General features: G+C 37.5%; 28 protein-coding genes and 2 pseudogenes. 15 read left to right on the top strand and 15 right to left on the bottom strand.

What is annotated here, in order from left to right; all coding sequences use genetic code 11:
* Nucleotides 1–104 precede the first annotated feature (104 nt).
* Together acuR and acuI are read left to right on the top strand one after the other, a co-directional pair.
* The gene (gene acuR / locus AAEZ18_RS12760; RefSeq protein ID WP_041454420.1) at nt 105–740 is read left to right on the top strand and encodes an acrylate utilization transcriptional regulator AcuR; all 636 of its coding nucleotides are present in this window, start codon (nt 105–107) and stop codon (nt 738–740) included.
* Between the two features lie 48 nt (nt 741–788).
* The gene (gene acuI / locus AAEZ18_RS12755; protein ID WP_350595083.1) at nt 789–1,781 is read left to right on the top strand and encodes an acrylyl-CoA reductase (NADPH); all 993 of its coding nucleotides are present in this window, start codon (nt 789–791) and stop codon (nt 1,779–1,781) included.
* A gap of 48 nt (nt 1,782–1,829) precedes the next feature.
* On the opposite strand, the gene AAEZ18_RS12750 is transcribed toward acuI, so the two are convergent.
* Nucleotides 1,830–2,396, bottom strand: a complete 567-nt coding sequence (locus tag AAEZ18_RS12750; RefSeq protein WP_350595085.1) for a hypothetical protein — start codon at nt 2,394–2,396, stop codon at nt 1,830–1,832.
* 192 nt (nt 2,397–2,588) lie between these two features.
* Here AAEZ18_RS12750 and AAEZ18_RS12745 point away from each other — a divergent pair, with 192 nt between their 5' ends.
* Complete coding sequence (locus tag AAEZ18_RS12745) at nt 2,589–3,005, top strand: VF530 family protein (protein ID WP_011328167.1); 417 nt, start codon at nt 2,589–2,591, stop codon at nt 3,003–3,005.
* 104 nt (nt 3,006–3,109) lie between these two features.
* Here the strand turns inward: AAEZ18_RS12745 and AAEZ18_RS12740 are convergent, their stop codons facing one another.
* Together AAEZ18_RS12740 and AAEZ18_RS12735 are read right to left on the bottom strand one after the other, a co-directional pair.
* Nucleotides 3,110–3,553, bottom strand: a complete 444-nt coding sequence (locus AAEZ18_RS12740) for a DUF3859 domain-containing protein (RefSeq protein ID WP_011328166.1) — start codon at nt 3,551–3,553, stop codon at nt 3,110–3,112.
* A 59-nt stretch (nt 3,554–3,612) separates the two neighbouring features.
* Nucleotides 3,613–5,427: a protein kinase domain-containing protein gene (locus AAEZ18_RS12735; protein WP_350595086.1), complete on the bottom strand. Its 1,815-nt coding sequence runs from the start codon at nt 5,425–5,427 to the stop codon at nt 3,613–3,615.
* Nucleotides 5,428–5,641: 214 nt separating this feature from the next.
* Here AAEZ18_RS12735 and AAEZ18_RS12730 point away from each other — a divergent pair, with 214 nt between their 5' ends.
* Complete coding sequence (locus AAEZ18_RS12730; RefSeq protein WP_350595088.1) at nt 5,642–7,159, top strand: leucyl aminopeptidase; 1,518 nt, start codon at nt 5,642–5,644, stop codon at nt 7,157–7,159.
* A gap of 120 nt (nt 7,160–7,279) precedes the next feature.
* Here AAEZ18_RS12730 and AAEZ18_RS12725 read toward each other — a convergent pair whose 3' ends face one another.
* Entirely contained in the window at nt 7,280–7,633 is a 354-nt protein-coding gene (locus tag AAEZ18_RS12725) for a TM2 domain-containing protein (RefSeq protein ID WP_011328163.1), read from the bottom strand.
* A gap of 351 nt (nt 7,634–7,984) precedes the next feature.
* Here AAEZ18_RS12725 and AAEZ18_RS12720 point away from each other — a divergent pair, with 351 nt between their 5' ends.
* From AAEZ18_RS12720 to AAEZ18_RS12710, 3 genes are all read left to right on the top strand, one after another.
* Nucleotides 7,985–8,644 carry an SCO family protein gene (locus AAEZ18_RS12720; RefSeq protein WP_350595090.1) on the top strand — a complete coding sequence of 220 codons (660 nt, stop codon included), beginning with the start codon at nt 7,985–7,987 and terminating at the stop codon, nt 8,642–8,644.
* A 275-nt stretch (nt 8,645–8,919) separates the two neighbouring features.
* Nucleotides 8,920–9,579, top strand: a complete 660-nt coding sequence (locus AAEZ18_RS12715; protein WP_350595091.1) for a YeeE/YedE thiosulfate transporter family protein — start codon at nt 8,920–8,922, stop codon at nt 9,577–9,579.
* A gap of 110 nt (nt 9,580–9,689) precedes the next feature.
* Nucleotides 9,690–10,172 carry a YeeE/YedE thiosulfate transporter family protein gene (locus AAEZ18_RS12710; RefSeq protein WP_350595093.1) on the top strand — a complete coding sequence of 161 codons (483 nt, stop codon included), beginning with the start codon at nt 9,690–9,692 and terminating at the stop codon, nt 10,170–10,172.
* Nucleotides 10,173–10,228: 56 nt separating this feature from the next.
* Here AAEZ18_RS12710 and AAEZ18_RS12705 read toward each other — a convergent pair whose 3' ends face one another.
* The 4 genes from AAEZ18_RS12705 to AAEZ18_RS12690 form a co-directional block, all read right to left on the bottom strand.
* On the bottom strand, nt 10,229–10,777 hold the full coding sequence (locus tag AAEZ18_RS12705; RefSeq protein WP_350595095.1) for a cytochrome b: 549 nt from the start codon (nt 10,775–10,777) through the stop codon (nt 10,229–10,231).
* 349 nt (nt 10,778–11,126) lie between these two features.
* Nucleotides 11,127–11,252: a hypothetical protein gene (locus AAEZ18_RS12700; RefSeq protein ID WP_350550173.1), complete on the bottom strand. Its 126-nt coding sequence runs from the start codon at nt 11,250–11,252 to the stop codon at nt 11,127–11,129.
* Nucleotides 11,253–11,562: 310 nt separating this feature from the next.
* Nucleotides 11,563–11,937, bottom strand: a complete 375-nt coding sequence (locus AAEZ18_RS12695; protein WP_350550176.1) for a hypothetical protein — start codon at nt 11,935–11,937, stop codon at nt 11,563–11,565.
* A 196-nt stretch (nt 11,938–12,133) separates the two neighbouring features.
* Nucleotides 12,134–12,607, bottom strand: a complete 474-nt coding sequence (locus tag AAEZ18_RS12690) for a hypothetical protein (protein ID WP_089368262.1) — start codon at nt 12,605–12,607, stop codon at nt 12,134–12,136.
* Between the two features lie 257 nt (nt 12,608–12,864).
* On the opposite strand from AAEZ18_RS12690, the gene nirK reads away from it, so the two are divergent.
* From nirK to AAEZ18_RS12675, 3 genes are read left to right on the top strand one after another with little or no spacing between them, the layout of a single operon-like run.
* Nucleotides 12,865–14,268 carry a copper-containing nitrite reductase gene (gene nirK / locus AAEZ18_RS12685; protein WP_011328157.1) on the top strand — a complete coding sequence of 468 codons (1,404 nt, stop codon included), beginning with the start codon at nt 12,865–12,867 and terminating at the stop codon, nt 14,266–14,268.
* A gap of 1 nt (nt 14,269) precedes the next feature.
* A complete protein-coding gene (locus tag AAEZ18_RS12680; protein ID WP_086994167.1) occupies nt 14,270–15,028 on the top strand; it encodes a formylglycine-generating enzyme family protein in 759 nt (252 codons plus the stop codon).
* 4 nt (nt 15,029–15,032) lie between these two features.
* Nucleotides 15,033–15,620 carry an SCO family protein gene (locus AAEZ18_RS12675; protein WP_086994170.1) on the top strand — a complete coding sequence of 196 codons (588 nt, stop codon included), beginning with the start codon at nt 15,033–15,035 and terminating at the stop codon, nt 15,618–15,620.
* Between the two features lie 319 nt (nt 15,621–15,939).
* Here the strand turns inward: AAEZ18_RS12675 and AAEZ18_RS12670 are convergent, their stop codons facing one another.
* From AAEZ18_RS12670 to AAEZ18_RS12660, 3 genes are all read right to left on the bottom strand, one after another.
* Nucleotides 15,940–16,938 carry a transposase gene (locus AAEZ18_RS12670; protein ID WP_309217130.1) on the bottom strand — a complete coding sequence of 333 codons (999 nt, stop codon included), beginning with the start codon at nt 16,936–16,938 and terminating at the stop codon, nt 15,940–15,942.
* A gap of 144 nt (nt 16,939–17,082) precedes the next feature.
* Nucleotides 17,083–17,433 (bottom strand): tautomerase family protein, encoded by a 351-nt coding sequence (locus tag AAEZ18_RS12665; RefSeq protein ID WP_089368255.1) that lies wholly within the window; start codon nt 17,431–17,433, stop codon nt 17,083–17,085.
* Between the two features lie 337 nt (nt 17,434–17,770).
* A complete protein-coding gene (locus AAEZ18_RS12660; protein ID WP_011328152.1) occupies nt 17,771–18,085 on the bottom strand; it encodes a DUF6693 family protein in 315 nt (104 codons plus the stop codon).
* A gap of 530 nt (nt 18,086–18,615) precedes the next feature.
* Here AAEZ18_RS12660 and AAEZ18_RS12655 point away from each other — a divergent pair.
* Together AAEZ18_RS12655 and AAEZ18_RS12650 are read left to right on the top strand one after the other, a co-directional pair.
* Nucleotides 18,616–19,590, top strand: a complete 975-nt coding sequence (locus AAEZ18_RS12655) for a DUF1852 domain-containing protein (RefSeq protein WP_011328151.1) — start codon at nt 18,616–18,618, stop codon at nt 19,588–19,590.
* 70 nt (nt 19,591–19,660) lie between these two features.
* Entirely contained in the window at nt 19,661–20,710 is a 1,050-nt protein-coding gene (locus AAEZ18_RS12650) for a methionine synthase (protein WP_179808279.1), read from the top strand.
* Nucleotides 20,711–20,833: 123 nt separating this feature from the next.
* Here the strand turns inward: AAEZ18_RS12650 and AAEZ18_RS12645 are convergent, their stop codons facing one another.
* Nucleotides 20,834–21,664: a sulfite exporter TauE/SafE family protein gene (locus AAEZ18_RS12645; RefSeq protein WP_350595096.1), complete on the bottom strand. Its 831-nt coding sequence runs from the start codon at nt 21,662–21,664 to the stop codon at nt 20,834–20,836.
* Between the two features lie 271 nt (nt 21,665–21,935).
* Here AAEZ18_RS12645 and AAEZ18_RS12640 point away from each other — a divergent pair, with 271 nt between their 5' ends.
* Both AAEZ18_RS12640 and AAEZ18_RS19940 read left to right on the top strand, forming a co-directional pair.
* Nucleotides 21,936–22,820 (top strand): LysR family transcriptional regulator, encoded by an 885-nt coding sequence (locus tag AAEZ18_RS12640; protein WP_011328148.1) that lies wholly within the window; start codon nt 21,936–21,938, stop codon nt 22,818–22,820.
* A gap of 152 nt (nt 22,821–22,972) precedes the next feature.
* A pseudogene (locus AAEZ18_RS19940) lies at nt 22,973–23,047 on the top strand (Mobile element protein); the annotation flags it as partial.
* A gap of 142 nt (nt 23,048–23,189) precedes the next feature.
* On the opposite strand, the gene AAEZ18_RS12635 reads toward AAEZ18_RS19940, so the two are convergent.
* A complete protein-coding gene (locus tag AAEZ18_RS12635; RefSeq protein ID WP_350595098.1) occupies nt 23,190–24,209 on the bottom strand; it encodes a hypothetical protein in 1,020 nt (339 codons plus the stop codon).
* A gap of 560 nt (nt 24,210–24,769) precedes the next feature.
* On the opposite strand from AAEZ18_RS12635, the pseudogene AAEZ18_RS19935 reads away from it, so the two are divergent.
* Nucleotides 24,770–24,832 (top strand): annotated as a pseudogene (locus AAEZ18_RS19935) (Mobile element protein); the annotation flags it as partial.
* Nucleotides 24,833–24,905: 73 nt separating this feature from the next.
* On the opposite strand, the gene AAEZ18_RS12630 reads toward AAEZ18_RS19935, so the two are convergent.
* Both AAEZ18_RS12630 and AAEZ18_RS12625 read right to left on the bottom strand, forming a co-directional pair.
* Nucleotides 24,906–25,112, bottom strand: coding sequence for a hypothetical protein (locus tag AAEZ18_RS12630; RefSeq protein WP_350595100.1), 207 nt, complete (start codon nt 25,110–25,112; stop codon nt 24,906–24,908).
* Between the two features lie 145 nt (nt 25,113–25,257).
* Nucleotides 25,258–25,650 (bottom strand): DUF7674 family protein, encoded by a 393-nt coding sequence (locus AAEZ18_RS12625; protein WP_350595102.1) that lies wholly within the window; start codon nt 25,648–25,650, stop codon nt 25,258–25,260.
* Nucleotides 25,651–25,831: the final 181 nt, after the last annotated feature.

Here is a 25,831-nt window from a genome sequence, read left to right as displayed (position 1 = left end):
ATTAATTTAGTCTGTTTTTTAATTATTTTAAATTTTCTTTAGCTTATTTATAAACAACACAATTAATGCTTGATTATTTAAAGTCGATCGGTCTAATATGTTGTATGAACAAAAACACACCAACTCCAGTGAGGCGTGGCCGCCCACCCAAAGTAGCCAGAGAAAACGCAGATACCAAAGCGTTACTTATTCGCACAGGCCTAGAAACACTAACCGAGTTTGGTTTTAGCGCAACTGGCCTCGATACCATATTAAAAAAAGCAGCCGTACCTAAAGGCTCTTTTTATCATTACTTTAAAAGTAAAGAAGCGTACGGTATTGCCCTTGTTGATGCTTACGACAGTTATTTTATTGCCAAACTTAATCATTATTTACAACAAAGTGACGTGCCCCCGCTGGAGCGAATAGTCAACTTTACCCAAAGTGCCATTAAAGGGATGAAGAAGTACGATTATAAGCGTGGCTGTTTAGTAGGCAATTTAAATCAAGAACTGAATCACTTAAGTGACGAATTTAAAACCCGCTTATTGCAAAGTTATACTAGCTGGCAAAACTTGGTAGAGGTGTGTTTAAACCAAGCAAAGCAGCAAGGTACAATTGCCAACAGTGTAAACACCCCATTAATGAGTGAGTACTTTTGGATTGGTTGGGAGGGTGCGGTTATGCGTGCCAAGCTCACTAAGTCTAATACTCCACTTACTTTGTATACAGAAATGTTTTTACGCGCATTACTAACCTAATGCGTTTTTTTTACCAATTAAAAGACGATCGGTCTAAAAGGATATCCCATGAGTAACCCAATTAAAGCCATTGTTATTAATAAAGATGATAATAACTACAGCGCCTCTTTAAGCAGCATTAAGAATAGTGACCTGCCGAATGAAAATGTCACTATTGATGTGCTATACAGCACTTTAAATTATAAAGATGGCTTAGCAATAACCGGAAAAGGGCCTGTGGTACGCAGTTTTCCTATGGTGCCGGGTATAGATTTAGTAGGCACTGTGAGCCACTCCACCAGCGATGAATTTAAAAGTGGCGATAAGGTAATTTTAAATGGGTTTGGTGTAGGCGAAAAACACTGGGGTGGGCTTGCTCAAAAAGCAGCACTTAATAGCGATTGGTTAATCCCCTTGCCTGCTGGCATTTCACCTAAACAAGCTATGCAAGTTGGCACTGCGGGTTACACCGCTATGCTCAGTGTAATTGCACTCGAAAAACAAGGCATAACACCCGATTCAGGCGAAGTGCTGGTAACCGGTGCCAATGGTGGCGTAGGTAGTTTTGCAATATATTTACTAAATCAGCTTGGCTACAATGTAACCGCAGCTACTGGACGAATGGAGCAAAGTGATTATTTAAAAGAGCTAGGAGCAGCAAATGTAATTAATCGTGATGAGCTTTCAAACCCAGGTAAGACGCTACAAAAAGAGCGTTTTGCCGCAGCTATAGACTCAGTAGGTAGCCATACTTTAGCTAATATTTGCGCCTCGTTAAAATATGGAGGTGTTGTAACCGCATGTGGGCTTGCACAAGGTATGGATTTACCTGGCTCTGTAGCACCATTTATATTACGTGGCATTCGATTAATAGGCATTGATAGCGTAATGCGCCCAAAAGCCGACCGAATTGAAGCATGGGATCGTTTAGCGTCTTTGGTAGCAGCTGATTACCTTGATAAAATATCGATTGAAATAACGCTTGAACAAGTAATTGATAACGCCGAGCAGCTTATGGAAGGTAAAATTCGTGGCCGCGTTGTAGTTAATTGCCAAAGTTAATTAAATAAAAATAAGCCGCATACTAATAGTATGCGGCTAAAAATTTACTTATGCACCAAACGTAGCTAATTTTTCAGCTAATTCTGTTTTAGTAATCAAACCCATTTCTTCTTGCTTTTTAAGCTTACGAATATTGTCAAAGTTATCTAATTTCAAACGTGCCTTAGCTAACTTTTCTTCCATTTCTTCTTTAGATAAAACATCAAGTTTAACTGCTTTTTCTAATTTCTCTTTCTCTTGGTCATATTCTTTTTGAAAAATTGCTTTTTCTTGAATTATAATTTGATCTTTTATTTTCTTTTCTATTTCAATAGCTTCATCTTCAAGCTCTATTTTTTTCTCTAATAGAGGTTCTATTCTAGCTAAAGGTTCTTGTAAAGTAACTTCAACATTTTCACCTTGATTAGCTAAAAGGTTCTCGACATATTTTTTACCGATATCTTTATAACCAATATTAAGCTGACCTTCAATTGAAGTGATTTCTGCGCGAATAGCTGAAAGTTTTGCATTTTCTTTTGCTGAAGTAGCAATATCGCTACCTAGTTTTGATGTAGAGTCACTAATATTTGAGCCAATAGTGCTTGCTTGAGTTTTAATCTTATTAAAAAGTCCCATTTCGTAATATTCCTTAATCTTTATACTATAAATTGGCATCTTGCCGTATTTTATGAAGCTTTTTAATATTACCGATTATTTAAACACGTGTAAATTTTATCTTTCAATTCATTGGTTGTATTATATTAGAGTTTCAAAATTTATAGATAAAACTTATAATACAATTTGTATTTTAATAACGAGGTAACACCTATGAGCAACCAAGAACTTTTCAGTAATAACCCACTGCAAGGCGTAAAATTAGAACAAGTGGTTGAAGAGCTGGTTGAACAATATGGGTGGGAACTCCTATACGCTTATTTACAGCTAAATTGCTTTAAAAATAATCCTGATATTAAATCGGCGGTTAAATTTTTACGTAAAACACAGTGGGCACAAGAAAAAGTAGATAACTTTTATTTGTATCGCCTTAAAAACTTACCACGTCCTGATGATGTGCAATACGAACTGCCACCGCGTGATCGCGTGATCCCTGCTGATCATAAACCTGGTGAGCCGTGTGAGTTAAGCTTTACTGATGCAAAGCGTATTATGGAGAAAAAAGAGACTAAGCAACGTGCGCGTACCCGTAAACAGCGTGTTAGCTCTACTAATCCTTGGGGCAACTAAAGCACAAGGTTAAACCACACTTTATTAAAGCTGGCATTGCCGGCTTTTTTATTACGCCCTTTTTACTCATACCCTATAAGTTAACAGCAACAAAGATATAAACTTTACTTTAGTGGCTTGTATCCCCTATCTTGCCAAAACTCTACAGCCGAGCGCTCTGTAGGCAGTGCTACATTAAATGTTTTATCCGCTATAAGTTTGCCATTGTACTCTATGGTCATGCGCCAATTACCAAGTTTATTATTAATTGGTGGCCATAAAGTATCACCTAAATAAAAATGCCAGTCGCTGTCTTTAACATACACCACTCCGGAAAAAGGAGGCATTATGTCGCCTTCATCATCGGGTATATTAGGATGATAAATGCTGTAATGTAATTTTTCGCCTTTGGCTTTTTTAATATTTATGATCAAACCAAATTCAACATCAAGAGTAGCGATGACCTCAGTAGTAAATTGCTCTATTTGCGGCAATGCTTTACTCTCGTTATCCCATGTTGAGTAAATACCGTAGCTTTGCAGCGTAATTATCGGTTTTAATTTAGCCATATCACCTAACTTTATATTTAACGTTTATTGTATGCCAGCAGAGTGTAAATTTGCCATATTTAAAGTGTCATTTTTGGGTTTTTAGGATAGTAATGATTGCCCTGCTGCTCGCACAAACTAAACTCACGAGTATTTTTGTAAGGTAACTTCATAAAACCGGCTACCCCTACGTCGGTAATATTCACTGCGTATTGCATCAACTTATTAAGCAGCCGCCTAAACTCATCCTCTTTACTGGCATCGAGCAACCGGTAGTAATGATGTATTTTGAGCCTATCGGGCAGCGCTTCAAAAATAATGCAGCCAGTGTGGTGTATTTGATTTAGCTCAAACACACATTTAATTACTTTTTTTGGCAGTTGTAGTTGCTCGTCGGGATCTTTACCATCTTCAAAGTAAGAATGTGGCCGGGTAACATCACTGGCATTTACATTCACCGTTTCAAAATCAAGTTCTGGTAAACTTTCAAACTTAAAGGCGCCGGTTCTATCGCGCTCTAGCTGAATGGTTTTACGTGCGTCAAACAAACAACATTTAAACAGCCCTTTTTGGCTAATTGCTTGTGCCAGCATTACGGTGTTATTTACCGCATCGGTAAATGCAGCGGCTAACGTTTCGTTATACAAAATTAGCGATGATTCAACAAACAGTGACTCATCTTTCCAATGAAAGCTTAATCCGCCTACGGCAGGATATTTTGCTAAACGACTAATTGAGGCTAAAAATGCTTTTTCGGTATCTCCGGTATCAAACAAAAACTCTTTGTAGTAACGATCTAATTGGGCATCGTTTACATCAAGCAATTGCTGTTTATGATCGGCTTGGCGTAAAAACTGCTTTCGTGAACTGTATACAACGGTTTCGGGCTCTTCGTCATAACTAAACCAAAACGGAATCGCGGCTTTAACTACTTTTTTAGGTAACTCAGGTAGGTACGCTTTCGCCATACTAGTAATGTTACGCATAAAGTAATCACCTGCGCTATCTCTCACTTGTTTGTTTTTAGAGAGCATACCGTCAATTACTTTAGCCAGCTCTATTGGTAGCCCTAAACTGCTGGCCGGAATAACGTCTACTCCAAACCGGCAAGACTGTGCAGAAGCAAGTGCGTACAAGGTTGCCGCTACGCCTTGCTCATCAAAGCGTGGAGATGATTGCTCTCCCGACATTTGTGCTTCACCAATAAAGTAAACATCGCCCATACGTGCGTTAGTAGTGCTTAGGTCTGCCGACATTAAATCCATAAAATTACTGGCAATGGGGTTACCGTCACTATCTATTTGCGCGTATACCGAGCTTCCCCAATCCACTAACGATAGTGCATCACTGGCTTCGTCCCATACTAAGTTTGAAGGTTTAATGTCGCCATGCACAATAGGCTGCGCCGTTATACCCGTATTATGATTGCGCAGATCGAGCAGCACGTTTCTGAGTCGCACTGCCAGCGTCATAATTTTTGCAGCGCCAATTCGGCCTTTTTTCAACGATACTTTTTCAAGGTCTTCGCCCATGGCGCGAGCCATCATTAAAATGCCTTGTTTTTTAATTCGTTCAAATGCATAAAATTCAGGTACAAGTGGATTGTTAATTTGCGATAGCATGTAAGCTTCGTCTTCTAGGCGGTCGCGTATACTTTGCGCTAGCGTAATACGCGAAAACTTAAATACCCAAGGTAAGCCGGCATCGTCGTGTCCCGCAAAAACAAAACCAAAAGCGCCTGAACCAATCATTTCTACATTTTCGTAACCAAGTAAGGTAAGTTTTTTAATACATATATTAAGCCACTGTCTATGCTTTTTAGCATCGTGGTGTGAGAGCAAATAAACAGATTGCTCTTCGTTAATATAAAAGTTACGAATTTCTTTGGCTTGCACTGTATTTTCTCAATTAAGGAAGTATAACGGCTTAAATTAATAACCCTTTTAACTGTGTAATACTCTATTTTATTTAAAGTTTTATCTCAAGTAATAGCGCTCGTTTAAATTTTAAGGCTACATATCGCTAGAAATTGCGCATTCAACGTATAGGGCTTAACCTATTGGGCTAAAATAAGGTAAAACAGGGCTTTATATTCTTTTGGGTCAAACAATGACAAACATAATTAAAGCCTCTTCTTTAGCTATAGCGCTTTGTGCTGGTATGAGTACGCACGCAGCTGAGTTTACTTTCTCATCAAACATAAACAAAGATGCACAAACATTAGTCGTATTTTATAGCCAAGATGGAAAAAACAAACAATTTAAAGCACTTAATAAAGAGTTCAAACAGCATTTACAGCGCGTAATAGACATTGAAAACTTTAAAGGCGATTACGCCAGTGTTGCCGAACTTATAGCACCACAAAACAGTAAATACGATCGTATATTAGTGGTAGGTACGGGTAAACAAAAAGAACTAGATAAAGCCCGTATTGCAAAATTAGGTGGCAATATACATGCTCGCTTACTTGGCAATAAAGTAACAACTGCAAGTGTAATATTTGATGACGTAACCGGCTTAAATAATAATGCCGAGTTAGCAGCTAACTTTGCTCATGGCGCTAATTTACGCGACCACCGCTTTGAAAAGTATAAGCAAAAAGCCAACACAGAAACCATTAGTTACACATTTGATGTTACCAATACTAAGCAAACACAAAAAACATATAAAGTACTGCAAAGCATTCAAGCTGGGGTATTTTTAGCCCGCGACTTAACTTCTGAAGTTGCTACCCACATGACCCCGGTCGACTTTGCCAATGCAGCTAAAGAATTAGAGTCTCTTGGCGTTACTATTAGCGTACTTGAGCCTGCACAATTAAAAGAGCTAGGTATGGGAGCGCTTGAAGCTGTTGGCCGTGGTAGCGAACAAGGCGCTCGCCTTGTAGTTGCTCATTATAAAGGGTCTAACGACGCACCTATTGCCCTAATAGGTAAAGGTATTACATTTGACTCTGGCGGCTACAGCATTAAAACAGGTGCATCTATTGCACGAATGAAATCAGACATGGCAGGTGCAGCAGCGGTACTGGGTACTGTAAAAGCAATGGCACTTGCTAAAGCAGATAAAAACGTAGTTGCAGTGATGGGTATGGCCGCTAACATGGTGTCGCAATTTGCTGTAGCACCGGGCGACGTAGTACGTACCGCTGAAGGCTTAAGTGTAGAAATACTTAATACCGACGCAGAGGGCCGCTTGGTACTTAGCGATTCAATGTGGTATGCGCGTAAGCACTTTAATCCTGAAATAATGATTGATGTAGCCACATTAACTGGCTCTAAAGTAGGTGCTGTTGGCAATGAATACGCTGCAGTATTTTCACAAGATGATAAATTAGTGACGCAATTAACCTTAGCCGGTAAACAGGTTAACGAAAACTTATGGCGCCTGCCTTTAGGGTATAAAGATGCTTTAAAGTCGGATATTGCTGATTTAACCAATGTTGGCTCCAGCGGCCCTGGTGCAACTACTGCAGCAAGCTTTTTAGAGCATTTTGCCGGTGACACTCGCTGGGTACACATTGACATAGCCGGCAATGCATTAGCTAAAAAAGGCAAAGACGAAGTATCTGCTGGCGGTACCGGATTTGGCGTGCGTTTATTGAGTGAATGGCTACTAAGTAATTAAATATACATTAGTTAGCTTTACTAGCTAAAACACAAAACGCCAAAAGCACATACATTCTTTTGGCGTTTTTTATTGTTAGTTAAAGCAATATAACCTTTAACCTAGAAGGTCAAACACCTTCTAGTCGTAACCATATTTATTATTAAACGCTTCATCGCTCATGGTTAATAAAATAATAAACTCTACAAATGCAATGATCGCCGGAATAGCTGTCCAAAAGAACAACAGATAAATAAAGCCTAAGCCAATTTGCCCTAAGTAAAACTTATGAACACCAAAACCACCCAAAAATACCGCAAGCAATGCTGCAGCTATTTTACTCTTACCATTGGGCGCAGTACCACCTAATGAATTAGGTTGCGCTGTTTGTCTTACCCCACATTTAGGACAAATTTCTGCTTTTAAACTAATTACGCCTCCACAGTCCGAACAAAACTTTTCGTCTGCACTTTTTAATGTTGCTGCATCACTCATTAATAACTCTCCATTGTTTATAAATATGCTTCATAGCGTAGTTAAGTAAATGTCAGTATATAAATTATTAGTTTTAATTTTTAGATACTTGAAAATATTTAACTACTAAAAACTTAGCACAATAGGCAAACCACATCCAACAAAAATAAAACAACTATTTTACATTTGGGTTCTTATACATGATTTATATAGTGCAAATAAACGATGTGCAGCTATTAAAACTCGATAGTATCAATAATCAACACTAAATAATGTTAACAAGATTTACATTTAGTTAGTTGTTCTGCATAAACCCTTTTTGCTTAATAGCGCAGCACTAAGTTAATTGTGGTTTTTTAATGGAGTATCAAAATGATAAAATTTAAATCGATAACACTATTTGTTAAAATGTGTACTGTTACGGCATTATTAACCAGCTCAGCCGCTTACTCACTAGGCTTCTCACAAACCTACACACAGGCTTACTTACAAGCCTATGCTCAAGCTTCATCTAAAAATAGCAAACAGGCTCCAGCTCAAAACATTCCTCAAAACTCGATATACCAATTAAATAATACGTGGTTAGATCAAGATGGCCACGAGCGTTTATTAAGTAGCTTTAGTGGTAAAAAGCAAATAGTGAGCCTTATTTACACACATTGTGCGCATACCTGCCCTACTATTGTGTCGACCATGCAAGCTATTGAAAATAAGCTTAGTGATGAAGAAAAAAACAATGTTGGATTTATATTAGTCTCGCTTACCCCTGATACAGACACCCCGACGGTATTACAAAGCTTTGCCCAAAGCAGAAAACTAAGTGCGCATAATTGGAGCTTATTAACAGGCTCAGCCGATGATGCGCGCAGCTTAGCTGCAGCATTAAACATTAAGTATCAAAATATAGGGAATAGCGAGGTAGAGCACTCTAATATAATGACGGTGCTTGATCAGCAAGGCAGAATCAAGTTTCAAAAAACGGGTGTAATTAGTAATGCAACTTTCACTGCTAAGGAGCTTGCCAACTTTTAAGCTACTCACTATTACTAAAAACACAAATATAAAACACTTTATTAGCAAATAGAGTGTTTATATTATTTTATAAATGTTTACTTAAAATACCTCCTACCTAAGTCCGCTTTAAATCTCTCATATATTTTTTTAATCAACTACTTCACTTGCTTACAGCATAGAGTATTAATGACGTATATATACCAACAAGTTATAGGGTAGCATTTGCAGCACAATAGAATAATCCGCCCTTCACTTACACTTCTGCTTTGTATTATTAATTATTAGGTACTTACGTGAATAAAAAACAAGCCATACTAGGTAGCGCTATTGCAATTTTATCTATTTTGTTAGGGGCACTATTTCTCGAAACATCATCACTGTTTTTACGTCTACTGCTAGGCTTAGCTTTGGGTTTTGCCTTAGCGAAAGGTTCAATTGGTTTTGCTGGCAGCATTAATCGCGCATACCGACGTGGCTCAACACAGCTATTGCAAACTCTTATGTTTATGTTTGTTATTACTGCCATTATAAATGCTGGCTTATTAGTAAATACAGATTCAACAAGTTATAACTTATGGGTTAACCCTATTAATTTAGGCCTGATTATTGGTGGCGTAATGTTTGGTGCCGGTATGAGCTTGTCGAGCTGCTGTGCTACCGGCATGATGGTAGAAATGGTAAGCGATGTACCACGCGCACTAACAACATTGGTATTTTTTGGAGCAGGTGTGTTTTTTGGTTTTCCGCTACAAGCAACGCAAAGCTGGATCACGCAAAGTGTAATCTCTACAAGTAGTTATGCTGGGCAAGGTGTTTACCTGCCCGATTTGTTTAGTTGGGGGCCATTAAATGGCTACTTTATTGCTATTTTAGTTACGATTGCTTTTGCTTTAATTGTTGTAGTGCTGGCTAAAAATATGAGAACTACCGCCAAAAAAGTGGATCTTATTTAGGGGTTGACGGTGAAATAGCCCGACAAAACCAGTTATTACACAACAGTACACAACAATTTACATTTTTTAGCACCCACACATATAAACGCTGGATAGGAAACATGTGGGAAATGCGCACTTCTGCTTTAGTAATTGCAATTATATTTGGTGTAATGATGGCGTCAACTGGTTCGGGCTGGGGCGCTTCTACCCCTTTTGGCATATGGTTTGGTAAGCTTGTAATGCTACTTGGCATAAGCGCAAACGATATTGCAAACTTTACTCTAAGACCCGAAGTAATGTTTACGACAGGATTTTTTGATCATGCTATTTCGGTACAAAACTTTGCAATAATGTTAGGCACATTAATAGCCGTGCTGCTTATGGGTAAATTTTCGTTTTCATTTAAAATAAACCACTCAGCTAAACAGTTTGCTTTATTTGCACTTGGCGGGCTACTAATGGGGTTTGGTACGCGTTTTGCCAATGGCTGCAATGTAGGTGCATTATTTACCCCTATCGCTAACTTTTCATTGTCAGGTTGGATTTACCTAATTTTTTTACTGCTTGGTGGAATACTGGGTAATAAGCTGCAACATGCTGTTATTAAATAATACCTTTTATAATTAAAATGCCGACTTAAATTATAAGTCGGCACTTTTACTAACCGTTATTTTTTAAACAGTATACGTTTAAGTGTATTGTCTTTAATAATATAATGATGCAGAAGTGCTGCGCTGGCATGTAATGCAATTAAGTAATAACCAAGTACGCCCGTTGTTTCGTGTAGGTATTTAATTTGCTTTGCCAGATCAGTGTTTTTTGCCGCTAATGCGGGTAATTCAAAACCATAAAAAGGGATTGGCGCATCAAATAAACTCAGCATAAACCAACCTGCCAAAGGCATTGCAAACATAAAAACATAAAGTGCAATGTGCGTAATACTAGCTGCCATGGTTTGCCATTTTGCTGGACTGGGCGTTATTAATGGTTTAGAACCACTTTTTAAACGAATAAATAGCCGAATAGTAACAAGCAATAAAACTGATAACCCCAGCATAAAATGCCACATTTTAAATAAATCGCGAGTTTCTGTGCCCTTATCAAATAAAACCCGTAGTTCAATAGATGCATACACAGCAATTAATACTAATAACATTAGCCAGTGCAGGATTATTGAGAGTTTATTGTAATGGGTAGATGTGTTTTTTATAGCCATAAAACCTCTAAAAATCTAAGAAATAAATGCGCTCTTTACTTCTCAAGCACACCGTACTTAACCTGAACTCTGGTTAAGAGATTTACTAACATATTGAATCATCGTTATATTTAATTTTATTTTCTCTAGCCAGAGGTTTTCAGTGAAAAAAAGGCGAATTTACGCGTCAATAGCTGGCCTATTGCAAGTAAATTCAACGCAGTTAGCGCTGAAAACAGCTGCTTGAGATAAGTTTATTATCCGGAGCTCAGGTTACTTAAGAAGTTTAGCGCGTTTAAAACTTTTACAGTGTTTAAAGTAAGCTTTTAATGATCTAGCACAATGACTATTTAACTTATATTTATCGGCGCTATCTGTATTGATAACTTAAACCAAGCCCCGCCCAAAATACATCTTGTAATAATTCATCGTTGGCATAGCGGTTTGAATCTTTATTAATAGCAAAACTATAGTTGCTATATGCGTATAACTGCATGTTTTTTATTACTGAGTAAGATAAATTCGCACTAAATTGCACATGATTAGCACCATTATGCCCATCGGCCACATACCCTGAATTAAAGCCAACACTGGTTTTAAAATCAAGCTGTAATACGGGCGTTAATTGATACTGTTTATTTAGCGCAACATCTAAAAAAGCACCTTGTGCATCAAATGAATAATATAAACTACTTATAAGCCAAACCTGCTGTGCAAAAGAGTAAATAAGCTCAAGGCTAACCTCATTATCGTAAGCGTTACTGCTTTCTTCGCGCGAGGCAATTGCACTATACCCACTTAATAGCTCAAGGTTTTTTTGATAATACCGTTGCGTATATTATATTTAAATTCACTTCTGAATAATCGGTATTAATGCCTTTAGCAAACCAAGGAATAATTATGAAATTTTCATAATTTAGCTCTGTAGATACTGAGGCAATCCCTTTATTTGCTAAGTTATCACGCCCCTCAGTAACATAGCGGTTTTCCCAATAGGAGTGAATGTGCCAGTCGTAGCTGTTATTAGGTTCAATGTTAGTTAACGTCTCAACTTTTATATGACCCGCTGCATCTGCTGAAACATTTTGCACAGCACTATGCTCTTGCGTAGTTTGCGCTAAAGCAAAGAAACTAAAACAAGCACTAAACGCAAATAAAAAACCGAAAATACATAACTTCATTAATAACCTAAACTTTCATAGTAGTATTTAGCTCAGTTACTGAGCTAAAAAGGTCGGCTATACTACTCGAATAGGTAAATGAGCAATAAATTTTGTTAACTTTATTAGTTAAATAAAAACACTGCAGCTAGGGCTCGCTGCAGTGTTAAAAATACGGAATATAAGGTAGGTAATTTAAAGTTTTATAAATATGCTACTAAACCTCTTCGCACTCCCAGCTTGGTTTTTCAAATTTAAACACTGCTAATCCTAAAACCGCTATCATTATTGCAAAAGCTAACCAAGATGATAAAAACTGTGCTGCAAAAAACCAACCCACTGCAGCGGCAATAACACTAATAACAAGCTGAGCCATAAGCGGAACTTTACCTTTGGTACCGTAAGTAAGTTTATAAGCTTTAACTAATTCATCAGCCACAAAAAACTCACAAAGTGTCACGTTTTTAGTTAAACCGTGGGCTTTTAGCCTAATTTTGGCCGGGTTGCCATTTATTTCAAACTGATGAGTAGAGCTAAACTTAAAGTTTTGTGCTTCGCTAACTATCTCACCGTTAACTTTTACAACTTCTTTTCCCGATACGGGCAAGCAGTAATAAGTAACTTCTACGTCATCACTGTAAAACTTAAAATGCATTCCACTTTTGGCCGAAACCTCTACTTTATTTGTCATCATCATCCTTATTGATATAAATTTAATTATATAGTTTCCAAAGAAAGTTAACAGCATGCTTACAACAATAAATCGTTAACTCACTCATAAAAAGCTATACCTCAATAAAAACAAACAATAGATTTAAAATCAAACTCGTTAACATTGCTGATCAGTACTAAACTTTTGCTCATCAGCAGTTAATTGATCTGTATCAAGTCATTTTTGCACTTAAGCGCAATACTAAGTTAATCGTCATTTATAATGGAAAATATAAAATGAAAATACAACCTAATAAGCACACCCTATGGCTCCCTCTAATAGCTATTTTATTTAGTGGTAACCTACTTGCTGCCAGTAATTTAAAAACTGAACAAGCAATACTAACGCCTCCTCCTATGGTGCCGCCCGCCATTAATAGAGATCACAGTGCAAAAGTAGTTATCAACCTAGAAACAAGAGAACAAGTAGGGAGAATTGCCGATGGCGTTGAATATGTATTTTGGTCATTTGGTGAAACCGTACCAGGGAGTTTTATTCGAGTTAGAGAAGGTGATGAAATTGAGTTTAACCTCTCAAATCACCCTAGCTCAAAAATGCCGCACAATATTGACTTACATGCGGTAACAGGCCCAGGTGGTGGCGCGGAATCGTCATTTACGGCCCCAGGACACACCTCAACATTTAATTTTAAAGCACTTAATCCTGGGCTTTATATTTATCATTGCGCCACGGCTCCTGTTGGTATGCACATAGCCAATGGCATGTATGGCTTAATTTTAGTTGAACCAAAAGAAGGCCTTGCGCCCGTAGACCGAGAGTATTATTTAGTACAAGGGGATTTTTATACTAAAGGTGAATTTGGTGAAGCTGGCTTGCAACCTTTTGATATGGCAAAAGCAATAGATGAAGACGCCGACTACGTAGTATTTAATGGCTCAGTAGGCAGTACCACAGATGAAAACTCTTTAACCGCTAAAGTAGGTGAAACAGTTCGATTATATATTGGTAATGGTGGCCCTAACTTGGTTTCTTCTTTTCATGTAATAGGCGAAATTTTTGATACCGTTTATGTAGAAGGCGGCAGTTTAAAAAATCACAACGTACAAACCACATTGATCCCCGCTGGCGGCGCTGCCATTGTGGAATTTAAAGTAGAAGTACCAGGCACCTTTATTTTGGTTGATCATTCTATTTTTAGAGCATTTAACAAAGGTGCACTAGCAATGCTAAAAGTAGAAGGTCCTGACGACCATTCTATTTTTACAGGCAAAACAGCTGAAAACGTATATTTACCAGAAGGCTCAGCAATACAGTCGTTAGACAATACTTTTACTAAAATAACAGCCAACAATAAAGATGAACAAATACGTTTCGGCCAACGTGTTTATGAAGCTAACTGTATGGCTTGCCATCAAGCTAATGGCGAAGGTATTCCCGGAGCATTCCCGCCTTTAGCAAAGTCTGATTATTTAAACAACAACCCACTTTTAGGTGTTAATGCGATTATTAAAGGCTTATCGGGTCCGATTAAAGTTAATAACGTTAACTACAACGGCGTAATGCCAGCAATGAACCTAAATGACGAAGATATTGCCAATGTTATTACCTTTGTACTAAATAACTGGGATAACGCTGGCGGAAAAGTCTCTGCTGAACAAGTTGCTAAGCAGCGCAAGTAACATGATTTTTTCTTTATTAACGATGACACTGACACTGGCAGAGCCTCCTAAAATGGTAGCGCTGCCCGCGGGTAACTACAGGCCGCTTTATATGAATAAAAACAGCCCACAAACATTTGTGGGCGCTTTTAGCATAGATGTTACGCCTGTGACTAACGCGCAATATTTAACGTTTGTAATAAATAACCCTCGTTGGCAGTCACAGCAAATACCTAGCATATTTGCGGAGGCTCAATATTTACAACATTGGCAACAAAATCTAACTCCAAAGCAGCCGTCACAAGGACAATTAAACAGCCCTGTAGTTAACGTATCGTGGTTTGCAGCCCAAGCTTATTGCCATTCACTTAATAAAAGCTTACCCACGGTTGCTCAGTGGGAACGTGTTGCCAGTGCCAGTGCAACCCAGCCCAATGGCAGTCTAGAAAAAAGCTATAACCAACGTATTTTACAATGGTATAGCCGCCCTAGTAGCAAACAGCTCCCCGAGGTTGGTACTACCCCAGCAAACTATTGGGGAGCACAAGACTTACACGGCTTAATTTGGGAATGGACAGAGGATTTTAACTCCGCTTTGGTCAGCGGCGAGTCCCGTGGTGATAGTGATATAAATCAAAAATTATTTTGCGCCGCAGGAGCACAAGGCGCTGCTGATCCCAGTGATTATGCCGCATTTATGCGCTTTGGCTTTCGATCTAGTTTGCAGGCCAAATATACTTTACCCAATTTAGGGTTTCGCTGTGCGAAATCAAAGGAATAAACAAATGATAAAATATAACCCAGCTATAATTTCTAATAATATAACACTTAAAATATTAGGGCTGATATGCATGCTTGCCAGCTCATACGCTTACTCGCAAAACATACCACAAGACTCTGTTTATCAGCTTAACAGTACATGGTTAGATCAAGACGCTAATAAACGTACTTTAAGTAGCTTTAGCGGTAAAAAACAAGTCATAAGCCTTATTTACACACACTGCTTACATACCTGCCCTACTATTGTTTCTACCATGCAAGCCATTGAAAATAAGCTGAGTGAGGCTGAAAAACAAGACGTAGGTTTTATTTTAGTATCGTTAACTCCAGACACAGATACACCTGCAGTACTAAAAGAATTTGCACAAAGCCGAAAGTTAAATTTACAAAACTGGAGTTTATTAACCGGCACACCACAAGACGTTCGTAGTTTAGCCATGGTATTAAATATAAAGTTTCAAAACATAGACAACAATGAAGTTAATCACTCCAACTTAATGACAGGTTTAGACGAGCAAGGACGTATTAAGTTTCAAGAACTTGGAGTAATAAATAACGCAGCAATAGCCGCTGAAAAGCTAACAAACTTTTAAAGCTCGTACCCTTAAGTAAACTATAAAAATGAATAAACACTCGCACAAAAGCAGAGTGTTTATTTAATTTCAAAAATTTTAATATGGGACAGGCATTTAATTTTTATTAAAAAACAAATGCACAGTTTATTTATTATTTACTCCAGTGTATGGCTTTCATTGAATCACAACAGTTAAAGTTTATTCGATTTTAGGGAGGTTTTAACGAGAGTTAGAGGCTTACACTTCATATGATGGATATTTGCTAACTTAAGCTGACACAGATCTATGAACGACCTCGCGGATGCTCGTATTTACTCTGCATAAAATAACTTACAGATTAACCAACACCTTTGTACCACTTAGCTTGGTTCTGCGCAGCTAAATTCATTAACCTTACTTTACTCCCTGCAAAGTTTGCATATTGCCTACGAAAATGCTGAATTGCGTTTAGCCACTCACCCTCTTCTATATTTAATTTGGCTAATATATTGGGTACATTTTTACTTACTTCCCGTTGTTTATTGCAAGTAAAATAACGACTACTCCAACTTACTAACTCTAAATAGTCTATTAATCTAAATGGGATCGTGTCTGGTTCTGCATTACTACCCAATTTAAGTAATTGCATTGGCTGGCTTTTGTGCTCAAAAAGCTCTGATTTTTGTGCAGGTTGTTTACTATTTTTTGGCGTGTTTTTATATTTATGGATACGCTCTTGAATTGATGTGAAATCACTGTTTTCAAGTTCTGTAGCTATTTTCGCTCTAATTGGATTCAAATCAACATACGCCATACAACTTAAAATGGCCTTATCATCTAATAGTGCTTGGGATTTATAACGCCCTTCCCAGTATTTTCCTGTGCAGTTATCTTCTTTATTTGCTTGCCTGGCAATATATTCATTAAGATTTTTCATATACCAGCTAATATCATAAAGTCGTGCTCGCCATGTTGCTATAATTTCACTAAAAATATATAAGCTAGCCTCATTTAATTTTTCGCCATTTAAAAAGCGTTCAACCAAAGAGTCTCCTTGTTTATATAACTTATACCAACGCCTTATAACCTCTTCAACAGACCAATCAAGCGCTTTGTTTTTATTTACTTTAACCACAACATGATAATGATTACTCATAATAGCGTAAGCAGCTATATCAATGGCAAATACATCGCTCAGTAATTTCATCCGCTTAACAAGCCACTCCCTACGGTGGTCAAAGTTTTTGCCTGAGTATTTATCATCGCCACACAAAAAAGCACGGCGAACACAACGCGCAATTAGGTGGTAATAAGGTGTTGCCGATAAATCTATGAGTGATTTTCTGGCACGGGTCATGTTTAGCACTCTGTTTTTACATGTATATATAAACAGTAGTTCAAAGCGAGGGAATTACCATTTTTTATGCCTGTCTACTATTATATTTACTTGTAAATAAGTTTTATGCCTGTCCCTTATTCGAAGAGGAGATAGTAATAAGCCTTATGTTTCTGCCAAAATATCGCCATCAACAAGGTGAACATTGGTGGTGTAATAAGCTTGGCTGTATTCTATATTTAACGAAAAATACACGCTTTGTTTAAGGTGTTTTTTTATAGATGCCTCTAGCTCAGTACTTAATGCTAATGTAAATTCTTTATTTCGGTGAGGCTTAGTTAATAACGATATTGTAATGAGAATATGCGAGTACTTATATTCTAAGCATGGGTAACCTCTTGACTTACATACCCCAGCACTGGCGTCTTTGTTATTTATAATCTGCTCTATAACATCAAAAACTTCTTTTGTGTTTATTTTTAAGTTATCTGAATATTTTATTTCTACGTGTGGCATAAATATATGTTCCTGAGCGTATAACGCTTGGTTAATAATAAATCACTGCGTTTGAGTGCAACAATCAACAGTAACTTACCTAATGAGTTTATTCCGCTTGAGCCTGTAATACAGCGTGCTGTATATCTACATAGCATTATTTAAAATTAAACTTTGTTTATAAAACTTCTCTTTTTAAGCATTATAAGGTGCTTACTTATTATGGGGTTAGCTCCTTTATTCGTTTTATGGTATTTACCCTCAACTTTTTTACTTAAAACAAAAAAGCATAACCCTATTAAAGTTATGCTTTTTAATTTAGTTTGTTTAATAAACGAATGCGCCGTATAAAGGCTAATTACTCAATAGTTGTATTATTTAAAGAGTAGTTCCACACCTTATAAAAATAAAAGGCATAACCAAGGCCAAAGGTAAGTATTGAAATTATAATCCAAAGAATTACATGGCCAATGCTGCCAAAAATATCTGTATTACAAACCATTTTTCTTGCATTACCGTGTTCGTCAATTAACTCAGAGCGATTCAAAATAAACTTAGAGAACGAATAAGGAAAAAAGAACGCGCCTATACCAAACGTTATTAGTATTAAAATAAACCACAGTATTAAATGCCCTAAAATATCTATAGTTCCTACATTTGCTTGAATCTTCATATTTAATCCTTGATATGATTTTACTTAACGAGTGTTAAAACCTACTCGCTTTAATTTATTGTTATTACTAAATAAACCATAGCCGAGTTCCTATTTTAGTTCAATTATTTACTTTGCAGTTACATAAAACAAAAAAGAAGTTTATTTACTTATAAGCAGCTACTACATACTTTTGCTTAGCTTTATTAGATTAAATAAACATTATTTCACTTAACTTATTCCTCCTCAAAAATGCACCTCACAAACCTACAGCCACGCTAATAAACGCAGCAAAACTAGCGAGAAAAGCAATCAATGAGAATCCCTCATATATAAATGAAATTAAATCAATTTTATTCATAATAATAACAACGTATAAAATACATTCTTGCTTTTACCTTTAGCCGCACTGCACTTGGTTGCAATTAAGCCTTTAGGTAAAAATAAAAAATACTGTGGTGACTACTGACAGGGAAATCTGAAGATATTACCGAAAACCTCAGAAGTTAAACAAAAATTCAGCTTTAATTATATAAATGGATACCAAAATCATGAAAAAAGACTTTAAATTTACTATTAAGAGCACTTCTCTTGATGAAAGTTATCAGCCATCTAACGATACGCGCCTTACAACCAACTTTGCTAACTTGGCAAGAGGAAAATACCGCCAAGCTAATTTGCGCAACGCGTTAAAAATGATTGATAACCGCTTTAATGCTTTAGCGAACTGGGATAACGCTAAAGGAGATCGTTACTCTGTCGAACTCGAGATTATTTCTGTAGATTTAGATATTAAAGGCAGTGGTAATACTTTTCCATCAATAGAAATATTAAAAACAATTATTGTTGATCATAAAACTAATAAACGCATTGAAGGCATTGTAGGTAATAACTTTTCCTCTTATGTGCGCGATTATGACTTTAGCGTATTGCTGCAAAATCATAATAAAAATCAACCTAAATTTAGTATCCCAGATAACTTTGGTGAGCTGCACGGCAAGCTGTTTCAGCATTTTGTTAACTCAAGTACTTACAGACTAAATTTTAATAAACTACCTGTAATATGTATTAGTGTTTCTGATAACAAAACGTATCATCAAACTCAAAACCAGCACCCTATTTTAGGCGTTGAATACCTGCCAAATGAGTCATCTTTAACCGAGCAATATTTCAAAAAAATGGGCTTGCAGGTACGTTATTTTATGCCACCAAACAGTGTAGCGCCTTTAGCATTTTTCTTTTTTGGTGACTTACTTAATGATTACACTAACCTTGAACTTATAAGCACTATTTGTACCATGGAAACATTTCAGAAAATCTATCGACCTGAAATTTACAATGCAAATGCACCTGCAGGAAAGTCTTATCAACCAAATTTGAACAACCAAGATCATTCATTAACGCAAATTGTTTATGATCGAGAAGAGCGTAGCCAAATGGCCAGCCAGCAGGGAAAATTTACCGAAGAGCACCTAATTAAGCCATACCAAACTGTGCTTGAACAATTTTCTGCCAATTACGTTTAAAAGCGGCGCTTAACAGTTTCGCTCAATAGCTAGGTTCAATTATAACTTTAAATATACGGCACTATTTATCATGAAAACACTTATTAGCAATACACTATTACCTACGTCAACTGCGGGCAGTTTGCCTAAACCGGTTTGGCTTGCACAACCACAAACACTTTGGTCGCCTTGGAAATTACAAGACGATGAACTAATTGAAGGTAAGCAAGACGCACTCCGATTGTCATTACACGATCAGCAACAAGCAGGCATTGATATTGTCAGTGATGGCGAGCAAACCAGGCAACACTTTGTTACCACCTTTATTGAGCACCTCAACGGTGTTGATTTTGAAAAGCGTAAAACCGTTAAAATTCGCGATAGGTACGATGCAAGTGTACCAACGGTTGTTGGCCCTGTTAGTCGACAAAAGCCGGTTTTTGTTGAAGATGCTAAATTTTTACGCCAGCAAACTAACCAGCCAATAAAATGGGCTTTGCCAGGCCCAATGACAATGATAGATACCCTTTATGACGATCATTATAAAAGTCGCGAAAAACTTGCGTGGGAATTTGCCATAATTCTTAATCAAGAGGCCAAAGAGCTAGAAGCTGCAGGGGTAAATATTATCCAATTTGATGAACCAGCATTTAATGTATTTTTTGATGAAGTTAATGACTGGGGTATTGCCTGTTTAGAGCGCGCAATTGAAGGACTAAAATGCGAAACCGCGGTGCATATTTGCTACGGCTACGGCATTAAAGCCAATACCGATTGGAAAAAAACATTAGGCTCAGAATGGCGCCAATACGAAGAAGCGTTTCCTAAGTTACAGCAATCTAATATAGATATTATTTCGCTAGAATGTCATAACTCTCATGTACCAATGGAGCTACTTGAACTTATTCGCGGCAAAAAAGTGATGGTAGGCGCTATTGATGTAGCAACCGACACCATAGAAACACCCGAAGAAGTTGCTAATACCCTACGCGAAGCGCTTAAATATGTTGATGCCGACAAGCTCTACCCTTGTACTAACTGTGGTATGGCTCCTTTAGCGCGTAATGTAGCAAACGGTAAGTTAAATGCCTTAAGTGCAGGAGCAGAAATAATCCGCAAAGAACTAGCTAACAAACGTTAACCCAATAAACCTATATAATATAACTAGTATTAGCACTTCAATATAGTTTTATAAAAGAATGCCCGGTATAGAGCTCCTATGCCGGGCATTCTTTTTTAAACAAACAATAACTAAATTAAAAACCTATAAAAACACTTGCGCTAACATGCGTAAACCAGTAATTAATAGTACACAAGCAAATACCTTCTTCAGTTTACCTGCATCTAATTTTGCAGCTAACGACGCCCCTACAGGCGCAAACAACACAGTTAGCGGTACAATACACGCAAAGCCAAATAAATTAACCAAACCAAACGTACCCGCGGGCGCATCAATTGGTGTACTGCCCAATATCAACATAGTTAGCGCACCAGGCAATGAAATAATTAACCCAATTGCTGCAGCTGTACCAACGGCCTTGTGAGCAGGATAGTTATATAAAGTAAGTAATGGCACCGAAATAGTGCCGCCACCAATTCCCACTATAGAGCTTAAAAAGCCAATAAATGCGCCCATAACACTTTGCCCTACTTTACCAGGTAGTTTTTGATACAACGCCGACTTGCCCGTTCTAAACAGCATATTAAGTGCAGATAACAGCGCTATTGCCCCAAACAATACCGTAAGCAACTTGCCATCAACCCGAGTAACTAACCAGCTACCCAGCAATACACCTATAAGAATAAATGCAGCCCAACGTTTTAAAAGGTCAAAGTCCACATTGCCTTTTTTATTGTGAGACCTAATTGAACTAATAGATGTAGGCACTATGGTTGCCAAAGACGTGGCTGTTGCAATTAACATTGCAGACTCGGGCGATACCCCGAAGCTCTGAAACAAAAAAAACAACACAGGCACAATTACAATTCCACCGCCCACACCGAGTAAGCCTGCTAAAATACCAGCAAATACGCCTGTGGCTACCAGTGCCAACAAAGTAGATATATTACTTGTTATAAATTCAATGATATTCATTAATTATTACTTCTATTTTTAATCACAACAAAGACCTTTCAGTCAATTTACGAGGTAATTACAGCCCCTGCTTTTAGGTTTTTAAATAAAACAATTACGTTAGCATGCTCTACAAACTCAGCTCTCGCTAAGTTTAATATAACGTATTGTTATAATTAGTTATTCCCACCTTAATAGTAAATAAACTTGTTTGCTTGATAAAATGATATAATTTCATCAACCAATGAATATCAGTCATCATTAAAGCTAAATTATAGATAGGAGTTAACTTGTGCTGGAAAGGATCCACTTAGAAATACTAACGGCCATAAAAGAACATGGAACCCTAACTAAGGCAGCAAATTCGTTGTACTTATCGCAATCGGCACTAAGTCACAGTATTAAAAAACTAGAAGGCCAAGTTGGTACGCCAATATGGAAAAAAGACGGTCGAAATTTGCGCCTTACAGCGGCTGGCGAGCATATTCAAACACTGGCAAACAGAGTATTACCGCAGTTTGTACACACTGAGTTATTACTAAATCAAATTGCTAAAGGTGAACTAGGCTCGCTACGCATTGGCATGGAGTGCCACCCTTGTTACCAATGGTTGCTTAGAGTAATTGAGCCCTATTTAGAGCACTGGCCAGACATAGACATTGACGTAAAGCAGGAGTTTCAGTTTGGTGCTTTAGGTGCATTACTAAGTTACGAAATTGACGTACTAATAACTCCCGATCCACTCTTTAAACCTAAAATAAGCTATATACCTGTGTTTAACTACGAACACAGACTCGTAGTTGCTAAATCCCATAAACTTGCTACACAAGAGTTTGTATTACCCGAGCAACTAAGCGAAGAAGTATTGTTTAGTTACCCTGTAGAGCCGCTAAGGCTTGATATTTTTAGCCAGTTTCTTAATCCAGCAAAGTGCTCAGTAAAAAAACACAAAACCATTGAAACAACCGAAATCATGCTACAAATGGTCGCTGCGGGTCGCGGTATTTGTGCTTTACCTGGCTGGCTAGTAGACGAGTATTCTAAAACAATGCCTATCAAAAGCCTAAGGTTTGGAGAGCAAGGTATTAACAAACAAATATTTGTCGGTATTCGTAACAACGAGCAGCATATAGACTACTTAAATGACTTTATTGCCCAAGCTAAAAAAACAACATAACCATAACCCACAACCAAATAAAATAAAATGCACAGTGTGGGCTCATTGGCGCGCTATCCTCATCCTACCCGCATGTTCAGTACAAACCCAGCTGTGCAGGCTGGGGTTTTGTTAATAGCTGATTGAATTCACCACAGTGCATTTTAAGTAACAAAGCCAAGGGTAAGCCGCATAACAGCATTATTAGATCACTGGCATTTAAATGGATAAGGATTGTATTTAGGTGTTAGAAAGGGACAGGCAATATTTTATGCCTGTCCTTTTATTTTTCTTTTTTTAGCTTCGGAAATCAATAAGCTTGAAACACTATTAATTCGCTTAGAAGGCTCAACAAATATACCACCTAACCAGTGTTTATATTCTGATTTGTTATGTGCGCCGCAGGTAATTGTTAAGCTCATCAACCAATTCAAGCGCTTCACTTTTTGTAAGATAAGGCACTTTTATCGTTCGTGCCCAAAAGAAACTTTTACCTGTTTTTGAGCTAACCTCAGAAAAAGGCATAGCCGACACTATATTATCTTTGCGGCTCGGGATAGGAGTTAGAAAATCCACATCTCGATACAAAGTATCGCTGCCTGGAGCTTTGACTTCACCTTTAACTTTTGCAGCAGCTATTAAGCCACACCATTTGTGCGAAAAGAAAACAATATCTCCCACATGAACATGATGAACGAACCTCTTTGCGTCACCATAGGCTTCAAGACGGCTATTATCCATCATTGACCAAATAGAGTTTTCATCCCAACTACGATTTGTGTCAAATAATACACCTTTTACATCACTTGGATTTTTATGTTTATCGTATGGGAGAGCGAAGAACTCAAAGTACTTTTCTCCAGCAAGTTCATAAACTCGATATGGCAAGAAATCAATAGATATTCCATTTTTCTTCCAGTAATCTATGGATGATATTAATGACTCATCGGCTGCACTACCGATAACCAATAGGTGTTGCTTATTATTTATTTCTTTTGGTTCTAATTCATGCTCTAGGTTAAAAGCTTCTCTGTGAGCTTCAACCAGCGACATTTTGCTTTTGCTATATTCTTTGAACTTTCTTTCTAACTTTTGGTAGCTCCATTGGCCTGCGTCTTGTGCGTACCTTAGTGCTTGATGAACAGCATCTTTACCAGCAGATGCACGCTTTAACTCAAATATAACCAATTCACCATTTTCATTGAGTGCATATATATCAGCTTCTGCTTGCCATTGCCTTTCTTGAAAAACAGGCATTAACCTAGCATCCTCAAACAATACATCTAAAATGCTATTTGCAATTAAGTTTTCCAAATCTTTCTCAAGCTTTCCGAAACTAGAAAAATCTTTGAACTCGACTGGTTCTAGTTTTTCAAATACGTCAGCTTGTTCTTCTATTTTGTAGAGCATTTCAACATTCCTTTGAGTACATAACGCCTCATTCAGAGGCAAAAAATTGCTGGCTATAATGTTGAGAAACGAAAACAACTAACTTTTTTTATCCTTATTTAACAGTTTGTTATGTTTAACTACCACCAGAATCTTGATTCTTATCAGGTAAATCATTGCAAACAGAACAATTAATGTTTTTGCGATAATTGTAGAAACGCCTAATAGCAAAAATGGTTACCGATACCCAGGCCCACAAAATACCAAATTCAATAGAGTATTCTAGACTTCTGCCTTTTAAGTATTGAACGCTTGTCAGCAGAGAAAAAACAATTGGTAGAGCTATAGCGTATTGAACAATCCATTTTTTATTGGCATAAATATTCCATTAACACTCTGAGCTTAAAGTAAAACTAACGCTTAGCTAACAGGCGCAGAGTTTTTTGTGTACGCCCGACATGGGCATCAACTTATAACGTGAATGCCCTCTGAAGGAAGATCACCGTTTAAATAACATACTGTCATTTAACGATAACCACCAGCGAATGGCAAGAGCTAAATAGTGAGAAATAGACCGAAGGAAACCGCATAACAGCATTATTAGATCACAGGCATTTAAATGGATAAGAATCGTGTTTAAGTGTTGAAAAACGAATACACCCTACGATGAATCGACGTATTTAGCAGCTTCAGGGCGTGTTGTTAGCACCGATGTTGCTAATCATCGTTTATTTTATTCTCACGTTTTACGCGCCATTTATCAAATTCCTCTTGACTAGATGAACCCGATTTTGCGGCATAAAATCTAGCAACTGATACCACTATTAAAATAAAACCTATTCCAATATTGAGAATAGATTTTTCAACAATACCTAAATAGAAAAGAAATACAGCCACAATAGCTAAGAAAATTTGAGCAAACATAAAAATCCTTTTTAATTAATCAATACAGGCTAATAAAACTCTAATGATTTAAGCCTGCTAACGCCCGGCTCACCGAGCAAATTTTATTGGCGACTTTTTTGGGACAAAAAAGGTGACACTAAAATTTGTCCGGTGCAGCCGCTTGTTAAAAGCTGGGGTTGCCCCACATTTCTATGTACAACTGTTTTAGATTTGATGGGATAAGCAACCACCCTGCCTGCTTTATCTTTTTGTCTTTTATATCCCACAACAGAGATTCAACATAGTACACATCGATATACTCTCGCTCGATAACTGAAGCCACGAGAAGCTTTTCAGACATATATTTTAAGTAATTTAGTGCTCGATCATGATCACCGGCTTTTATTGCATCGGTTGTAGTCTGAGAAAATGTCTCCATTTCCGCAGTATACATTTTGTCGTCTGGTTCGTAGCCCATTCGATTATTGTTGAGTTCAATACGATTGGCCACCTCTGGAAATCGTTGCTTAATTTCTCCGAGAAAAGTTTCAACTTCTACATCTTTGTCGATTGTCATATGCTTTTAACGCCCGCATAAGCTGCGGAACATGTTGGACGCTTTTTTGCGCCCTTTTCTTTTAAGCAAAAAATCGGACAATGTGTGACGTCAGATTTAATGCGCTTGTGTACGCCCGACATGGGCATTGACTTATGAGGTGAAAGTCCTCTGTAGGAAGATCACCGTTTAAATAACACAC

Origin of the sequence: Pseudoalteromonas sp. 19-MNA-CIBAN-0066 (genome assembly GCF_040308705.1) — a bacterium.
Classification (GTDB): Bacteria; Pseudomonadota; Gammaproteobacteria; order Enterobacterales; family Alteromonadaceae; genus Pseudoalteromonas; species Pseudoalteromonas nigrifaciens.
This window is presented reverse-complemented; position numbering and strand designations above follow the sequence as displayed.

What these genes read in the sequence shown, in the direction of transcription:
- AAEZ18_RS12625 (WP_350595102.1), bottom strand. Translation starts at nt 25,650, where the DNA reads ATGACAATCGACAAAGATGTAGAAGTTGAAACTTTTCTCGGAGAAATT.
- AAEZ18_RS12710 (WP_350595093.1), top strand. Translation starts at nt 9,690, where the DNA reads ATGCGCACTTCTGCTTTAGTAATTGCAATTATATTTGGTGTAATGATG.
- AAEZ18_RS12655 (WP_011328151.1), top strand. Translation starts at nt 18,616, where the DNA reads ATGAAAAAAGACTTTAAATTTACTATTAAGAGCACTTCTCTTGATGAA.
- AAEZ18_RS12695 (WP_350550176.1), bottom strand. Translation starts at nt 11,937, where the DNA reads ATGAAGTTATGTATTTTCGGTTTTTTATTTGCGTTTAGTGCTTGTTTT.
- AAEZ18_RS12650 (WP_179808279.1), top strand. Translation starts at nt 19,661, where the DNA reads ATGAAAACACTTATTAGCAATACACTATTACCTACGTCAACTGCGGGC.
- AAEZ18_RS12675 (WP_086994170.1), top strand. Translation starts at nt 15,033, where the DNA reads ATGATAAAATATAACCCAGCTATAATTTCTAATAATATAACACTTAAA.
- AAEZ18_RS12690 (WP_089368262.1), bottom strand. Translation starts at nt 12,607, where the DNA reads ATGACAAATAAAGTAGAGGTTTCGGCCAAAAGTGGAATGCATTTTAAG.
- AAEZ18_RS12660 (WP_011328152.1), bottom strand. Translation starts at nt 18,085, where the DNA reads ATGAAGATTCAAGCAAATGTAGGAACTATAGATATTTTAGGGCATTTA.
- AAEZ18_RS12720 (WP_350595090.1), top strand. Translation starts at nt 7,985, where the DNA reads ATGATAAAATTTAAATCGATAACACTATTTGTTAAAATGTGTACTGTT.
- AAEZ18_RS12745 (WP_011328167.1), top strand. Translation starts at nt 2,589, where the DNA reads ATGAGCAACCAAGAACTTTTCAGTAATAACCCACTGCAAGGCGTAAAA.
- AAEZ18_RS12705 (WP_350595095.1), bottom strand. Translation starts at nt 10,777, where the DNA reads ATGGCTATAAAAAACACATCTACCCATTACAATAAACTCTCAATAATC.
- nirK (WP_011328157.1), top strand. Translation starts at nt 12,865, where the DNA reads ATGAAAATACAACCTAATAAGCACACCCTATGGCTCCCTCTAATAGCT.
- AAEZ18_RS12700 (WP_350550173.1), bottom strand. Translation starts at nt 11,252, where the DNA reads ATGCAGTTATACGCATATAGCAACTATAGTTTTGCTATTAATAAAGAT.
- AAEZ18_RS12670 (WP_309217130.1), bottom strand. Translation starts at nt 16,938, where the DNA reads ATGACCCGTGCCAGAAAATCACTCATAGATTTATCGGCAACACCTTAT.
- acuR (WP_041454420.1), top strand. Translation starts at nt 105, where the DNA reads ATGAACAAAAACACACCAACTCCAGTGAGGCGTGGCCGCCCACCCAAA.
- AAEZ18_RS12630 (WP_350595100.1), bottom strand. Translation starts at nt 25,112, where the DNA reads ATGTTTGCTCAAATTTTCTTAGCTATTGTGGCTGTATTTCTTTTCTAT.
- AAEZ18_RS12635 (WP_350595098.1), bottom strand. Translation starts at nt 24,209, where the DNA reads ATGCTCTACAAAATAGAAGAACAAGCTGACGTATTTGAAAAACTAGAA.
- AAEZ18_RS12665 (WP_089368255.1), bottom strand. Translation starts at nt 17,433, where the DNA reads ATGCCACACGTAGAAATAAAATATTCAGATAACTTAAAAATAAACACA.
- AAEZ18_RS12725 (WP_011328163.1), bottom strand. Translation starts at nt 7,633, where the DNA reads ATGAGTGATGCAGCAACATTAAAAAGTGCAGACGAAAAGTTTTGTTCG.
- AAEZ18_RS12645 (WP_350595096.1), bottom strand. Translation starts at nt 21,664, where the DNA reads ATGAATATCATTGAATTTATAACAAGTAATATATCTACTTTGTTGGCA.
- AAEZ18_RS12750 (WP_350595085.1), bottom strand. Translation starts at nt 2,396, where the DNA reads ATGGGACTTTTTAATAAGATTAAAACTCAAGCAAGCACTATTGGCTCA.
- AAEZ18_RS12740 (WP_011328166.1), bottom strand. Translation starts at nt 3,553, where the DNA reads ATGGCTAAATTAAAACCGATAATTACGCTGCAAAGCTACGGTATTTAC.
- AAEZ18_RS12680 (WP_086994167.1), top strand. Translation starts at nt 14,270, where the DNA reads ATGATTTTTTCTTTATTAACGATGACACTGACACTGGCAGAGCCTCCT.
- acuI (WP_350595083.1), top strand. Translation starts at nt 789, where the DNA reads ATGAGTAACCCAATTAAAGCCATTGTTATTAATAAAGATGATAATAAC.
- AAEZ18_RS12730 (WP_350595088.1), top strand. Translation starts at nt 5,642, where the DNA reads ATGACAAACATAATTAAAGCCTCTTCTTTAGCTATAGCGCTTTGTGCT.